The organism is Planctomicrobium stercoris (assembly GCF_051465655.1).
Taxonomy (GTDB): domain Bacteria; phylum Planctomycetota; class Planctomycetia; order Planctomycetales; family Planctomycetaceae; genus Planctomicrobium.
Genome location: NZ_CP195791.1, coordinates 1,669,253 through 1,684,915 on the forward strand (window position 1 = coordinate 1,669,253; position 15,663 = coordinate 1,684,915).

Annotated in this window: 7 protein-coding genes; all 7 read left to right on the forward strand. The window is 58.7% G+C overall.

Features of this window, described 5'->3' with window-relative positions:
* Positions 1–2: 2 nt before the first annotated feature.
* Entirely contained in the window at positions 3–7,784 is a 7,782-nt protein-coding gene (locus SH661x_RS06935) for a hypothetical protein (RefSeq protein WP_437229335.1), read from the forward strand.
* Between the two features lie 157 nt (positions 7,785–7,941).
* Positions 7,942–9,180, forward strand: coding sequence for a M16 family metallopeptidase (locus SH661x_RS06940; protein ID WP_437229337.1), 1,239 nt, complete (start codon positions 7,942–7,944; stop codon positions 9,178–9,180).
* A gap of 91 nt (positions 9,181–9,271) precedes the next feature.
* Entirely contained in the window at positions 9,272–10,843 is a 1,572-nt protein-coding gene (gene lysS, locus SH661x_RS06945; RefSeq protein ID WP_437229339.1) for a lysine--tRNA ligase, read from the forward strand.
* A gap of 220 nt (positions 10,844–11,063) precedes the next feature.
* Positions 11,064–11,300 (forward strand): carbon storage regulator CsrA, encoded by a 237-nt coding sequence (csrA, locus tag SH661x_RS06950; protein WP_437229341.1) that lies wholly within the window; start codon positions 11,064–11,066, stop codon positions 11,298–11,300.
* Between the two features lie 255 nt (positions 11,301–11,555).
* A complete protein-coding gene (locus tag SH661x_RS06955; RefSeq protein WP_437229343.1) occupies positions 11,556–13,133 on the forward strand; it encodes an MFS transporter in 1,578 nt (525 codons plus the stop codon).
* Positions 13,134–13,221: 88 nt separating this feature from the next.
* A complete protein-coding gene (locus SH661x_RS06960; protein WP_437229345.1) occupies positions 13,222–14,409 on the forward strand; it encodes a M20/M25/M40 family metallo-hydrolase in 1,188 nt (395 codons plus the stop codon).
* 259 nt (positions 14,410–14,668) lie between these two features.
* The gene (folP, locus tag SH661x_RS06965) at positions 14,669–15,556 is read left to right on the forward strand and encodes a dihydropteroate synthase (protein ID WP_437229347.1); all 888 of its coding nucleotides are present in this window, start codon (positions 14,669–14,671) and stop codon (positions 15,554–15,556) included.
* Positions 15,557–15,663: the final 107 nt, after the last annotated feature.

A 15,663-nucleotide genomic window follows, 5' to 3' on the forward strand; every position in this document is an offset into this window, starting at 1 on the left:
TCATGCGACTCCGAAACCTCATTCTCCTTTTGATCTGGACGGCCTGCCCGGGCTCGCTGCCGGTTTATGGACAGGCGCCCGTGGTCGAGCTGGGCCCTTCCCAGCCGATGGTGGAATCTGCTCAGACTGATTTTCGCCAGATTCGTCACCTCTACATCCCCGAATCGCAGCTCGGCTCGATCTTCCGACAGGATGAGATTGGGGCGATCCTGCCACGGACAGAGTTTGAAGCACTGGTGAAGAGAGCTCGCGAGGGGCAGACAGAGAATCTTTCTGACAGCCACATCCCGCTTCTGACTTCAGTGGAGTATCGCATTCGCCTTGCGGATGAACGGCTGATTGCGGAAGCGGACTTTCAGATCACTTCCATTCAATCCTCCGGGGAAGTCGATCTCAACGTGACCGGATGGAATGTGCAGGGGGCGAAGCTCAACGATCAACCCGCACAGATCACGCGAATCGGGGAAGGGAATAATATCCTGAGGCTCTTTGTCCCGCAGGCGGGCAAACACGTTCTGCAACTCGAGCTCTCGTCTCCTTTGAAAGTGGTGGGGGGAAATCAGCATGCCATGCTCGGCGTGGCCGCTGTGCCGGTCGGACGGTTTGTGGTTTCGCTCCCTGCGGGGAAATTTCTGCACTTCAACGGTCTGGTTCCACAGCGAAGCGCTCCGGGCGATCAACCGGCCGAGTACGATCTGCCCATCGGCGGTCTGAGTCGGGTGGATCTGATGGTCACGGAGCAGGAACAGGCGTCCCGGCCTGACATGCTCACGTTCGCCAGCACAGCGTACGGCGTCCGGGTCTCCCCCAGCGAGATGACTTGGACCGCACATACCGAGTTGCAGGTCTTTGGTCAGTCGATCGACCGTCTCGTCTGCCGGGTGCCTCAATCGCTGGAGATTACCAATGTCGAATCGCCCGGGCTCGAGTCCTGGGAACTCACGGACGAACCGGATCACCCGGGGCGGGTCACAATCTCCCTGAAGTATCGGCAGAGCTTCGACGGCAGTCGCTCCGTCCTCTTTCAGGGAATTCTTTCGGAGTCTCCGGACAAGCCCTGGCAGGTTCCGGACCTGACCATCGCTCAGGCGACGTCGCACACCGCAGTGATCATGATCGGGCATCCTGCGAAGGTCCGCCTGCAGCCGTTGGAATCAGACGGGGTCCGAGCGGTCTCGAATCTCGCTGCGAATCCCGTGGAAGACCTGGGTGCCGAGCGTCTGTACTTCGCGGTCTGGCGTGAGGATTTCGCCTTGAAGTTCATGACGACGCTCAAGGCCCAGCAGGTTCGGGCCGCGATGACCAGCCTGCTGTTTGCGGATGAACCGGGTCTCGATCTGTCCGTCATGCTCAGCCTGCGGACCAGACAGGTCCCGCTGTTCGACGCCCGTCTGCGGCTCCCCGCCGAATATCAGGTGCTCTCCGCCACCCGTGATGGAGCACCGGTCCCCTGGGAAGTGATCTCCATGGATGCAGGGATCAATGAATTGAGAATCACGCTCAATCCCCCTTTGCCCCCCGGTCAATCGGCGACCTTCGCGGTGCAGGCACGGGCCATTCCAGAAGGCTGGCCGGTGCAGGAAAGCCCCGTCACCGTCGTTCTGCCGGAAGTCCGGCTTCCACAGGCCGACATGCTCGAGGGGATGTACGGGATCGCGGCTCCGGCCGAGTTTGATCTCATTCCTCAGGAGCTCAGCGGTCTCGATCCCGCTGCCCAACAGGATCTCGATCTGCTCAACGCGAAGCTGCAGGCGACCGGTCAACAGGTTCGGCTCGGATTGACCTATCAAGACACAGCGTTCAAGGGCCAGCTGCAGATTGCCCGCAAGCCGACGTTGTTCATTGCGCAGTCTCAGATCGGTTTTCGAGTGGACCGCGAGACCGTTTTCACCCGCGTTCAGGGAGATCTCTCGTTGACCGGGGGCGGGATCCGCGAACTTCAGGTGAAGCTGGGGGAATCCGCTGGTGACAAGGTCCGATTTCAGTTTGCTCCATTAACGCGGAGTACAGCACCGGCTCAGCTGCTGGAGCAACTTCCGGGAGAAGTCGAGAACGGGCAGCGAAGCTGGAAGCTCACGTTCGATCGTTATCTGCAGGGCAACTATGTGCTGTGGACTGAACTGGAACTTCCCCGTGGTGAAGCCGCCAGCTTCACCCCTCCCCGCATTTCCTTTCCGCAGGCAAACGCGCAGAGCGGATTTCTCGCCATCGAAGGGCCCCCGGATGAGCAGGTGACTGTCACAGCGACCGCCGCCGACGGGACACCCTTGCCGACGGTTGATCCGGTCGATCTGCCCGTCCGCAGCGGTCAGACGCGAGAACGGATTGTGGCTGGTTATCGCTTCGTCCAGCCGGACTGGAATCTGGCTGTCACGACAGCCCGCTTTACCCGTGAAGCGGTCCCTTCCGCGATTGGACATGATTTGCGAATGGAATCGGTCTGGATGCCGGGGAACAACTTTCAGCATGAAGCGACCCTGAACTTCACCGCGTACGGCATGCAGAGCCTGATTGTGCAGCTTCCGGAAGGAGCGTCGTTGTGGTCGTCCATGCTGGACGGACAGGTCATCGAAGCCCGCAAGGTGGAGCAGGGGATTCAGATTCCTCTGGCGGGTCTCGCAGGACAGGTTCAGCATGAGTTGAAGATCGTCTATGAGACGCCGGCGGGGCCTCGCGAACAGACAGGGGAGCTGCAGGCCCAGCCACCCGCGGTTCGAATGGTGCCCGGAAGCGGAGAATCACAATCGCTCGCGATTCTGGAGCAACACTGGAAGCTGCACTATCCAAACGAAACGGTCCTCATCAGCAGCGAAGGCCAGTTCCGTCCGATCGCCCCCTTGTGGAATGAAACACTCTTCGCCCGCTGGCGAGACCTGTTCCGCATTCCGGATGGAGATCGCATCGTGGCTGTCGGTGCGTTTCTGATTGTCGCACTGGCGGTCTTTTGGGGCATCGCAGCCCTCGTCAGACGAATGTCCTGGATTCCTTCCTTTGCGTTGTGGCTGGTTGCTTTGCCGGTGATCGTCATTCTGCTTTTCATGATGGTTCCAACTTTGCAAAACGCGAGACCGACCAGGGAGTTCAATAGGTCCCTTGCCGAGTCGTCTGCACCAACCCCTGCCGCCTCTCCGGTCGCCAGCGAGATTTTTTCCAAAAATGGCAACTTGGCTGACCTGGAAGACAAGTTCGGTGTGCAATTAGAGGCAAAAGAGGCTGAACCGAAGTATCGGATCATTGAGCCTCCTGCCGCAGCGCCGCAGGCTCCTCCGCCTCCAGCTTCGTTCACGATTCCAGTCGACGGGACTCCGCCGCCAGAATCCCTAGCACAACAGCAGGTCGATTCGGCGGAGTCACAGGCCCGGCAGAGTCCAGGAAACGAGTCTGCAGCCAGTTCCCCGGCGAAGTCTGCGTTCGCCACGGGTGGCCTCTTATCAATTCCACTGGGCCTGCAGATTCCTTCAGACTCCCGAGAGCGGAATTTTGTCTACCGGGGGAACGGCGGTGACTCAGAAGGGAACCGTCTGCAGGTGAAGTACGGTCATCGGTCGACCGGTCTTCTACTGATATTCGTTATCGCTTTCGGCACCGCATTGATGGGCTGGTGGCTGCGACGAAGCCCCCGCAGTGTCAAACTACTCTATCTGTTCGTCGTTCTGCTGTTGCCACTCGCGTGCATCGGAATGGTCCCTTTGTTCTGGGTGAACGTTCTGGCAGGCGCCTTCTGGGGGGGAGTGGCCGGTGTTGTGGGGTGGGGACTGTTGAACTGCTCGGGACTGGTTCACCCGGACCGCAGTCCGATCCTGCGCTGGTGCCGGGGATGGTACTGTCCGAGCGCGGTCCTGCTGGCCGTTCTTCTCAGCTACCCTGCCCACGCTGATGAAACGTACGCCCCTGAATTGAAAGGCCCCCCGGCGGTCGAACCGCATGTGGTGATCCCCTACAAGTCGCTCGAAGACATTGACGCTGCCGACCGGGTCTACGTCCCGGTTCAGCTCTATCGGCAACTCTGGGAAAAGGCGCATCCGGAAGATTCCATTCGCGAAGCAAGTGTTCCTTCTCTGCTGGTAGATTCCAGTGCCGTGGCAAAGCTGGTTCCAAACGGCGAATTGCACGATGTGGAAATCCGTTTCCGCTGGGTGATCGTCAATTTCACGGATGCACCTCAAGTGGTCACCTTGCCGGTTAAGGAGACGGGGCTGCAGTCCCCTTTGCTCGATGATGAACCCGCGGTGTTGATTCCTCAGGCGGAGGATCGTATCGGAGTAATGATTCCCAAACGGGGCGCCCACATTGTGGATGCCACTCTGGTGATCGCGAAGAAATCATTGGATCAGGGGGAATTCACGCTGCACACACTTCCGGTTCCTGCCGGGAAATTGGTCGTGGAAATTCCTTCGACCGTCGAAACGCTCAGTCTGCTGGTCAACAATACCAGCGGGGGCTTTCAGAAGTCGGTCGAAGAGGGTGTCACCCGCTTTCAGCTTCCGATTGATGCGGGAGGAGACTTATCCATCCGCTGGCGCGAAGTCCCCAGCGACTCGATGGTGGATGCCAACCTGCAGCTGGAGACTGCGATCCTCGCGGAAGTCGAAGACTCCGGCATCCGTGTTCATCATGCCTATGACCTGAAGGTCCGCAAAGGTGTAATTCATGAGATCGCTTTTGAGATCCCAGACGGACTGTCCCTCAGGCAGGCTTCGGGAGCGGATGTGACCGGATGGAAATTCTCGGAAGAGCAGGGGCGGAAACGGGTCATGGTTCAGTTCAGCCGTCCGGTCTCCACTCAGACGCAGTTTCATGTTGATCTCTTTCAGCGGCATCTGCTGGCTGAGAAGCCCGAGTCGCTCACCATCAGAACGTTGGCCCCGCTGGGTGTCACCCGTGAGGCGGGCCTGTTCGGAGTCGCGGTGCCTGATCATCTCAAGCTGCAGGTGATCGAGTCGCAGTCTTTGCAGCAGATTGACGTCAGTCAGTTCAAGCCTGCGGTGGCGCCGGTGATAGTGTCCAAGGCGCCGTTGCTTGCCTATCGATTCATCTCCCGTCCGTTCCAGTTCCGGGGTGAACTTTCCCGGCGTGACGCTGAGGCCCGGGCGGTCGTCGAACATGGTGTGCAGATCGGTCGACGGAAATCGATCATTGCCAGCCGGATGGTTCTGAATCTGACAGGCGCCCCGCGACGGATGGTCGAGGTCTCACTGCCGGCCGGGTATCTGGCCATGGATGTTGTCTGCGAACATGCTGCCGACTGGTACGTGGTTCCCAGCGGCGATCAACAGCGGCTCATGATCGAACTGGATCAGCCCCGACTGGGGAGTATCGAAATCGGTCTGGAAGGGCATGTGGCCAAGAACCCGCAGGATGAATCCATCAATGTGCAGCTGCCTGCTCCTGCCGACACCAATCACGCATCATTGAAGCTCGGTGTCTGGTGTGATGAAACCTATCAGCCAGCCCTGGTTCAGTCGGGAAGCTGGAGAACGATCGCCAGTCAGGAACTGCCGGAGACGATCCGCAAGCTCCGCCCCACTCCGGCACTCTTTGCGTTTCAGGCGACCGATGAAACCTCCCCGCTGGAGTTTCAGCTGCCGCGGGCGATTCCCGAGATCCAGGCGGATGCCGGAATTCTCATTGCGGTCGGGGATGCGACACTGGACTACGGTCTGACGCTGAGATGGAACATTGCGAACGCGGCTGCCGATCAGTTTGCTTTCACCGTTCCGAGCTGGCTGGGGAATCTCGAGATCACAGGGCAGGGGATCCGTCAGGTTCGCTCGGAGCCTGCTCAGGATGGCCGGACCCGCTGGGTGATTTCGCTGATCGATCCGGTGCGAGGCCAGTACCTGATCGGAGCAGCAGCGACCATTGCATCCCCGCCCGATCTGACCGTGCAGACTCCTCGTCTGGAATTCGAATCGTTCACGGATGTCGGGGAGTATCGAAGTCTGGCGGTGCAGCGGCAGTTCGCTGTCCTTGTGAATCTTTCGCAAAATCAGTTGATGCCTGCGGACGTCAACCAGTTCGAATCCGTGGACGTTGACCAGCTTCCGCTTGCAATGCCGGAGAAGCTCCTCCAGCAGGCGATGGAGATCGTCCGGGTTCGCACCGACAAGGTTCCTGCCTGGAAAATGCAGCGGATGGAACGTGCTGCCGGGTCTCAGGCAGTGATTCCCAGCTGCACGATGACCACCATTCTGCAGATGGATGGCAGCTGGCGAACTCAGGCGGTGTTTGGAGTTCGCAACCGGGGACAACAGTTCCTGGCACTCAAGCTGCCGCAGCAATCCAGCATTCTGTCTGTGTTCGTGCGGGGAGAACCCGGCCGATGTGTGTTGACGAAACTGGGCGAAGAGTCGATTCATCTGATCGCCTTGCCGCAGACCAGCGTTGCCGATCTCTCCTTCGATGTGACGCTGATGCTGACGGGACAGCTGGACCGGAAACTGCCGGAACTCTTCAGCCTGACCGCCCGGCAGGTCCAATTGCCGGGTCTGCAGGTCGTGACGCCAGCGGAATCGGCTGAGTTCGGCGTGACAGTCGCTCAGACGGTCTGGAACGTGTTCGTTCCGGAGGAGCTGGAGGCTTATCCCGTTTCGAAGTCGGGCGAGACAAACGTGACGTTCCATCGCGGGGCAGGCTGGGTGGCTGCCCAGATGCAGATGATCGAACGGCTGCGCGGTGACATTGCCGAAATGAAGCGGATCGCAATTGGCAGCGGCAGCTACAGTGCTTCACAGCGACGTCAGGCGGGATCCAATCTGAAACAGTTACAGGCCCAGTTGAAGTCTCAATCGGAACTTCCAAGTGCGTACTACCTGCGAGATGACGTCCAGTTTCAGCAAATCCAGGACGAGAACGGTAAGGCCATTCTTGAAGCAGAGGAGGCGGTCAAAGCGTCTGAGGCTCTCGAGCGGCAGGACGAATCCCGACGCGAGCAGGCGAGCGGGAAATCCTCAGATGGACTGGGTGTGGGGAATCGTGGATTCATCAATATGAATAATGCGATCGTGCTGGAAAACAACGGTCAGCCTCAATCTGTGAAGCAGAAGTTGTCGGAATCGTCTGAGTTCAATTTCTATGAAACGGAGAATCGAAGCCGGGCGACATCTGGCAAGAAGGGGAACGCGGATCAGGATGCCCGACAGGAACTCAGGCGGGATCTGCAGAGTCAGGTCATTATCGGGGATCTGCCACAGGGACGAAGCGGTCAGGCCCCTAACGATGATGATTTCAAGCCGGTCCGGAAGTTTCATCCGGACATGGACAAACCGTTTCGGCAGGGGAGTTTCGATCTGGCAGCTCCCACGTTTGGTGGACCGGACCCCAGATTAGGACAGAGTGTTCCCGCAAAATCTCCGGATGACAGTGCCCCAGCTTCTTCAAATGTGATGGCTCCTGCACAAACTGAAGCACAGGTGGGGGCAACGACGCTCGGACTCTCCGTCGCCATGACCCTGCCGCAGTCGGGACACGAGTTGTCATTCGACAAACCGGGCGGGAATCCGATGCTGACACTCGCGGTCCGCCCGAAAGCGACCTGGACGTTTCTGACGGGGGCAGCCTGGTGTCTCTTCATTCTGGTCGTGGGAGTCACCTTGTTCCGGGGAATTCGCAAACCGGACCCCGTCCGTCGCAGCCTGAGCACGGTCTGTCTGGTCGTGATGATCCTGGGGGGAGCTGCATTTCTGTTCCTGCCCGGGGGCCCGGCTGTGCTGGGGGCGGTGGCCTTCTCTCTGGCCGGGGTCGTCCGCGCACTGCTGCCGGTGCCGCATCCCGCAGCCGTGTAAATATCGTCTGGGAGTCCGGTTGCGGTGAGGACTCCCGGTTCGGGGCATCACCTGAAGGGGCGTCACTCTCTGCGAAAACTCACGCTCGCTTACCCTGCGGACGTGCATCGCATAGACTCTTTCGTTTTCCGGCAGCGACCCTCCCATCCGGCAGGCCATGAACGAGCAGTCCATCCAGATCTTCGAATTTCCCAACGGATTGACGTTGCTGGTCGAAGAAATGCCGCACGTCCAGTCTGCTTCGTTCTCGATCATGACACCCGCTGGAGTGGTCTATGAACCGGAATCGCAGAACGGGACAGCCGCTGCGCTCTGTGACCTGATGACCCGCGGGGCTGGAAATCTCAACAGTCGCCAGATGTCGAATGCTCTCGACAATCTGGGCGTTCAGCGAAACGAAAACGTCGGCTGGAATTTCCTGTCCTTCGCCGGAGCGACCCTGGCAGACAATCTGGTCAAGGCCCTCCCGCTGTATGCGGACATTCTCCAGCGGCCCGTTCTCCCGGAAGATCAGTTTGAAGCGGTCATGAGCGGGATCGAGCAAAGCCTGCTGGCTGAAGAAGATGAGCCCCAGCGAAAGGTGCTCACCGAACTCCGGAAATACTGTTACGACGCCCCGTGGAATCGCCCGACCGACGGCTCGCTGAGCGAACTGGAAAACATCTCGCTCACGGGGGCTCAGCAGTTTTATGACCGCGCGGTCCGTCCCAACGGTACGCTCATCGGCGTGGCCGGTAACGTTTCCGCAGCTCAGGTGCGGGATGTCGTTGCGGAATGTTTTGGAAGCTGGGGGACAGTCACACCCCCGGAACTTTCGCGTCAGCCCGTCCTGCAACAAAACCATCACCTGCCGCATGATTCGACGCAGACCCACATCGGACTGGCGTATCACGCAGTTCCGTACGGGCACGCCGATTACTACGCAGCGTGGGCGGCTGTCAGCATTTTAAGCGGCGGGAGCAGCTCCCGGCTGTTTACGGAAGTTCGAGAAAAACGAGGCCTGTGTTACTCCGTTTATGCCACCCTCAACAGCCTGCTGACGGAAGGCCGAGTTCTGGCCTACGCCGGGACCGCCACTGATCGGGCACAGGAGACGCTGGACGTCATGGTGGCGGAAATGCGGAAGCTGGCCGATGGCGTGACCGAAGCGGAACTGGACCGCTGCAAGGCCCGCGCGAAAAGTTCCCTGATCATGCAGCAGGAGTCGACCGGAGCCCGCGCGAGCGCGATTGCCCGGGATTGGTTCCATCTGCGAAGAGTGAATACGCTGACAGACATCCACAATGCTTTGAATGATCTGACGGTCGAACAAATCGTGGACTACGCGTGTCGGTATCCTGCCCGGGACTTTACCGTCCTGACCATTGGCGAAAAAGAATTGCAGTTGCCGGAATGATTGTTTGCTGAATTTTTATTGAATAACGCATCCCTGCGGGATTGCGGCTATACCTGTCCCCTGACCTCTTTTCCCTTTCCCCTCGCCTGCCATGAAGCCTGACCGTTTTGAACAAGCTCGACTCGACAAGCTCCAGAAGATCGTCGAACTGGGACATGACCCGTTCGGTCAGCTCTTCGAAAATCACGAGTCTATCCGTGACGCCCGCGCCAAGGCTCCTGCGGAGAATGGCGTGCTGGGAGAGGCTGCGCGGGTGACCGGGCGAATCATGCTGCGTCGCAAGGCGGGCAAGCTCCGGTTCTTCGATATTGAAGACGCGACGGGAAAGATTCAGCTCCTTTTCTCTCGCGGCGACCTGCCCGAAGAGCAATGGGAACTGATGGGGCAGCTGGACCTGGGGGACCTGGTCGGGATCGACGGGGCACTGAAGAGAACCGACACCGGGGAAATCTCCATTCAGGTACAGACCCTGACGATCCTCTGCAAGTCGCTGACTCAGCCACCCGAAAAGCATCATGGTCTGACTGACGTCGAATCTCTGCTGCGGCATCGCGAGCTGGATCTGATCTACACCGACGGCGTGCGGGACAAGTTGCTGCTCCGCAGCAGGATCCTCAGCTCGATCCGACGTACGCTGGCAGATCGGAGCTTCGTGGAAGTCGAAACACCGGTTCTGCACGCGGTGGCCGGAGGCGCAGCGGCGCGTCCCTTCACCACCCATCACAACGCGCTGGATATTCCGCTGTTCCTGCGGATTGCCCTGGAGCTGCACCTGAAGCGGCTTATGGTCGGCGGGATCGAGCGGGTTTATGAGATTGGCCGGGTCTTTCGAAACGAAGGGATTGATGCCACTCACAATCCCGAGTTCACAATGATCGAGCTGTATCAGGCGTACGGCAATTATGAAACCATGATGGATGTCACGGAATCGATCGTGACGAACGCGGCCCGCGTGGTGCTCGAGGCCCGAGCACAGAGCGGTGACTCCTCAACGCCATCCGACCGCCTGGTTCTGCCGTGGGGTGATGCCGAAATCGACTTCACTCCACCGTGGCCGCGCCGAACCTACACCGAGCTGTTCGAGGAATACGCCGGCTGCAAAATGACGGACGCTGCGGCTGTGCAGGCCAAGGCACGCGAACAGGCCCGTCTGGGCAAGATCAAGCACGAGTTCATCAAGATGATGGACGGTCCGGGAGTGCATCCGGATGTGGTGATCAGCGAGGTTTTCGAAGCCTGCGTCGAGGATGCCCTGGTCGGTCCGGTCTTCGTGATCGACTACCCCGCGTCGTTGTGTCCGTTGACCAAGCGGAAGGCTGGCAACCCCAACATCGCCGAGCGGTTCGAACTGTTCGTGCATGGAATGGAACTGGCGAACGCCTATACAGAGCTCAACGATCCCAAGCTTCAGGAAGAGCTCTTCATGACGCAGCTGGGCGGGCTGTCTGAAGAGGATTCCATGGCGAAGATGGACCGGGAATTCATTCAGGCGCTGAAGGTCGGGATGCCGCCGGCGGGGGGGCTGGGGATCGGAATTGATCGTCTGGTCATGCTGCTGACGAACAGCCGCAGCATCCGCGACGTCATTTTCTTCCCGCTGCTTCGTCCCGAAGTGGTGACTGTGAAAAAGGATGCGCCTGAGTCAGCGGAAGGTGTCCAGTAAAACCGGATTGTGAAATTTTTAATAATTTTTGCCATAAGTCTCTTGAGTATCAATGAATTCGGCAATTCTTGCCGATTCACTCGTTGACTCACTAAATTCCCACTTCTATCATGTCAAGTGAGAAAAGTGTTTTTGTCGGAAGACCGGCAATTTCATCAGCCCCGTGCACAACGCCCCAGCTTTCTCTTCTCAAGCGGTGCGTCTAGTCGAGGTATCACCAATGTTGGTCCTCTCGCGCAAGAAGAACGAGAGCATTGTCATCGATGAACGGATTGTGATTACGGTGATCGAGATCCGTGGTGATAAAGTCCGTCTCGGCATCGAAGCACCCCGTGACGTCGCGATCCATCGCAATGAAGTCTACGAAGCTCTCCAGCGGCTCAACGCGGCGAACCAGTCCACAACGCCCGTTCCCGCATCCGATCAGCCTGTCCCGGAATCATCGGGTCAGCAATGATCCCCTAGTAAAATCAGCTCTGATCAAAACGCCGCAGCTTCGCGGCGTTTTTTATTGCGCCTTTGCCGGCTGGCAGCGTGGCAAACTTGAGCATCGATCGATAGGATCAGGCGCTTTCATCGGACGATTTCGATGAATCGGAACGGACGTACGGAGCGAAGTGATCGGTGCGATCTCTGAAGACCCGCGAGAGGGTCGTTCATTCGCAGCTTCCCCCCAGTGAACTGACAACAAGAGACCCTAGGAGAGCCGCCCATGACGACGACTGTCTCGCAACCCGTAGCCCCCAACGCGTACAGATTGCTGTATGCCGGATTCATGGCGATTCTCGCTGCCGGTGTGGGGTATTCCGTGCGTGCGGGCATCCTGGTTCAGTGGGCGGAACAGTTCGGGTTCACCATGACGGAACTCGGCCAGATTACTGGCGGGGGACTCACGGGGTTCGGCATCGTGATCATCATCACGTCGCTTCTGGCTGACAAAGTCGGGTACGGCAAAGTGATGCTCGCAGCGTTCCTGCTGCATTTCATCTCCGCTGTGCTGACCCTGGCCGCTCCTGCCGCCTTCGAAGCCAGCGGCAAGCCGGCAGCCTTTCAGTGCCTGTTCTGGGGAATGTTTATTTTCGCTGTGGGGAACGGACTGTGCGAAGCGGTCGTGAATCCTCTCACCGCCACTCTCTTCCCGAAAGATAAAACCCACTATCTGAACATCCTGCACGCCGGATGGCCCGCCGGACTGGTGCTGGGGGGGCTCGCCTCATTCTTCATGGCAGCCAAGGTTGGAACCGGCGGAGAGATCATCGCTCCCCCAGTCGACTGGAAGATCCAGATGTCTCTGTTCCTGATTCCGGTGATTCTCTACGGAGCATTGCTGTTCGGGCAGAAGTTTCCGAAGTCCGAGGCGGCTTCCGCTGGTCTCTCGATCGGCCAGATGGTCAGCACTCTGATCGCCCCGCTGTTTCTGTTCCTGCTCCTCATCCATGCGATGGTGGGATATGTCGAACTCGGAACCGACTCCTGGATCGCGAAGATCACCGGCTCGATCATGGGAAGCAATGCGAGCGGACTGGCGTTGTTCGTTTACACCTCACTGCTGATGTTCGTGCTCCGGTTCGTCGCTGGACCGATCGTTCATCGCATTTCGCCGCTGGGACTGCTGTTAGTCAGCGCGCTGCTGGGGGCGACCGGACTGACCTTGCTCGGACGGGCAGATGCAGTCGTCGGATGCGTGATTGCTGCAACCGTCTACGCCTGTGGAAAGACCTTCCTGTGGCCGACGATGCTGGCTGTTGCATCCGAGCGTTTCCCGAAGGCGGGAGCGGTCGGAATTGGACTCATCGGCGGGGTGGGGATGCTCTCGGCTGGACTGATCGGGGGCCCGGCCATCGGATTTCAGCAGGACTATTACGCTTCCCAGGAACTCCGCTCTGCATCGGAGCCGACGTTTGAACGGTACAAGGCTGCCGGTGAAAGCTCGTTCATGGGAGTCACGACCGTGGGACTCGACGGAGCAAAGGTCGGGGTCCTGGAAGATAACGGCAAGGAACTGGCACGTGCCAGCAAGTTGCTCGCAGAGCAGGGCAAGACGGACCCCAACGTCACGAAACTCGAAGAATGGTGGAAGACCGCTGCCCCGGATGCTGCTGTCGATAAACCGCAGGTCACCAAGGCCGGAATCTACGGCGGAAAGAAAGCGCTCAGCCTGACAGCTTATGTTCCGCTGACCATGGCTGCCTGCTATCTCCTGCTGATTATCGGCTTCCGGCTCTCCGGTGGTTACAAAGCAGTGCACATCGACGAATCGCCTGAGTCGCTCGGGACCGCCGAATCGTAAACCAGAATTTTGACTGTGCACCGTTTAGCCTCTCACTTGAAGTCGGGGGCTAAACGGTCTTTTTATTGACGTTACTTCAGGAGTCACGATGTCCAACCCACCGGATGTCACTTCACTTGTTGATGAATCTGCAATTGACCTTGTCCTGCGGATGCTGGCGATCCCGGGCAAGAGTGGTCAGGAATCTGCCATCGCCCGGTTCATCGTCGATGAACTCAAGTCGCTCGGGATCGCCGATTCCCAGATTCAGTTCGACAATGCCCATAAGAAAAGTCCGTTCGGCGGCGAGGTCGGGAACCTCATCGTCAAGCTTCCGGGAACGCTTCGCAAACCTCGCAAGCTGCTCATGGCGCACATCGATACCGTGCCGCTGTGCGTCGGCTGCGAACCGGTTCGCGACGGGAACCTGATCCGCTCAAAGAATCCGAAAACCGCACTGGGCGGCGATGATCGCGCCGGGGCAGCCACGCTGCTGAACACTCTCCGGCTCATTCAGACGCAAAAGCTTCCTCATCCTCCGCTGACATTTTTCTGGGCGGTGCAGGAGGAAGTGGGGCTGGTCGGAGCCCGGCATGTGGCGATCAACAAACTCGGAAATCCGAAACTCTGTTTCAACTGGGACGGCGGTCCTGCTCAGCTGGCGACAATCGGCGCGACTGGCGACGACCATATCGCCATCGAGATCACCGGGCTGGCGAGTCATGCAGGAGCCCATCCGGAAGACGGCGTCAGTGCCATTGCGATTGCAGCTCTTGCGATTTCCTCACTCGTCGCGGATGGATGGCACGGAAAAGTGGTCAAAGGGAAAAAGACCGGCACCAGCAACATCGGCGTGATTTCCGGCGGGGACGCCACGAACGTCGTCACCGACCGGGTTGTCCTGAAGGGGGAGGCCCGCAGCCATGATCCAGCCTTCCGCGCAAAGATCGTGGAGGCCTATCGCAAGGCCTTCACTCAGGCTGCCAAGTCGATCAAGAACGCCGCTGGTCAGACGGGAAGCGTGAAGTTCGAAGCCACTCACAAGTATGAATCATTCCGCATCGACCCGAAGTCAGAAATCGTGCAGGCTGCCAGCAACGCCATTCGGCAGGTCGGCCTGACTCCGGAAACCCGCATCAGCAACGGTGGGCTGGATGCCAACTGGATGTTCACCCACGGTCTTCCGACAGTGACGCTCGGCTGCGGTCAAAGCGGGATTCATACCGTGAACGAAGTGCTGCATCTGGACACCTACCTGAACGCCTGCCGCATCGCCCTGCTGCTGGCGACGACTTGAGTGTCACGAAGGAATAAAGAGGATTTTGAAACGCAGAGATCGCGGAGAACGCGGAGAATTCAGGGAGACAGAATGATTGAGCATTCGCAATGCGACTCGACTGACTGAGGCCTGAACCAGAATAGTCTCTTCATATTCTTCTCAGCGAACTCGGCGATCTCTGCGTTTCAAATCTTTTCCGAACTCCAAAACGCCGTCACTTTTTCTATTCCGCGTCCTCCGTGCTTTCCGTGGTTAAAATCTTTCACCCCGCACATCCATGACCGTTCCATCGAAATCCTCCATCCTGCGTTCCTGGAAGTTCGCTCAGCAGTGCTGGCAGATGGGGGACGCTCCGCGTTTGATGGGGATTGTCAACGCCACTCCGGACAGCTTTTCTGACGGCGGAAAATGGACTGCCACTCCAGCTGCCGTTGAGCATGCGTTGTCTCTGGCTGAGAGTGGGGCAGATGTACTTGATATCGGTGGGGAATCGACCCGGCCGAATGCGGATCCGGTGAGTGACCAGGAGGAACTCAGGCGGGTCATCCCGGTCATTGAGCAGCTGGCGTCAAAGACGGGCGTTCCCATTTCGATCGACACGACCAAGGGGATTGTCGCCCGGGAAGCATTGGCAGCGGGTGCCTCGATCGTCAATGACATCTCCGGACTGACGTTTGACCCGGAGATGCCGGAAGTCTGTGCCGCCAGCGACTGCGGAGTGATCCTGATGCATATTCAGGGGACTCCTAAGACGATGCAGCTGGACCCCCGGTATGACAACGCTGTCGTGGAGATTCGCGACTGGCTACGGGCGCGGTGCGAGTTTCTTGAAGCTGCTGGCATCTCGCGAGAGCGGCTGATGGTCGACCCCGGAATCGGGTTCGGCAAGACGGCACAGCACAACCTGGAAATCCTCTCGCACGTCGGGGAGTTTCGCAGCTTCGGGCGACCGGTCCTGATCGGCCACTCGAGAAAAGGGTTCTTGAAAAAGCTGGTTGGCCGGGATGTGGATGAGCGTCTGGCGGGGACGATTGGTGTTTCACTGGCACTCGCTCATCAACACGCGGACCTGCTGCGGGTGCATGACGTCTGGGCGGTCCGAGATGCACTGGCAGCCTGGAAGCAGATTCTCTCTGTCAGAGAGGAAAATGCAGAGATGACGTGATCCGCGGGCGATTTTTCATCGTATCAAACGCGGCATTCCCGCTTGCACCTGACTCAGGGGAGTGTGGCGGCGATTCGGGGAGATTTGTCGTTCGAAAGCTGTGTTTA

What these genes read in the sequence shown, in the direction of transcription:
- SH661x_RS06935 (WP_437229335.1), top strand. Translation starts at nt 3, where the DNA reads ATGCGACTCCGAAACCTCATTCTCCTTTTGATCTGGACGGCCTGCCCG.
- SH661x_RS06940 (WP_437229337.1), top strand. Translation starts at nt 7,942, where the DNA reads ATGAACGAGCAGTCCATCCAGATCTTCGAATTTCCCAACGGATTGACG.
- lysS (WP_437229339.1), top strand. Translation starts at nt 9,272, where the DNA reads ATGAAGCCTGACCGTTTTGAACAAGCTCGACTCGACAAGCTCCAGAAG.
- csrA (WP_437229341.1), top strand. Translation starts at nt 11,064, where the DNA reads ATGTTGGTCCTCTCGCGCAAGAAGAACGAGAGCATTGTCATCGATGAA.
- SH661x_RS06955 (WP_437229343.1), top strand. Translation starts at nt 11,556, where the DNA reads ATGACGACGACTGTCTCGCAACCCGTAGCCCCCAACGCGTACAGATTG.
- SH661x_RS06960 (WP_437229345.1), top strand. Translation starts at nt 13,222, where the DNA reads ATGTCCAACCCACCGGATGTCACTTCACTTGTTGATGAATCTGCAATT.
- folP (WP_437229347.1), top strand. Translation starts at nt 14,669, where the DNA reads ATGACCGTTCCATCGAAATCCTCCATCCTGCGTTCCTGGAAGTTCGCT.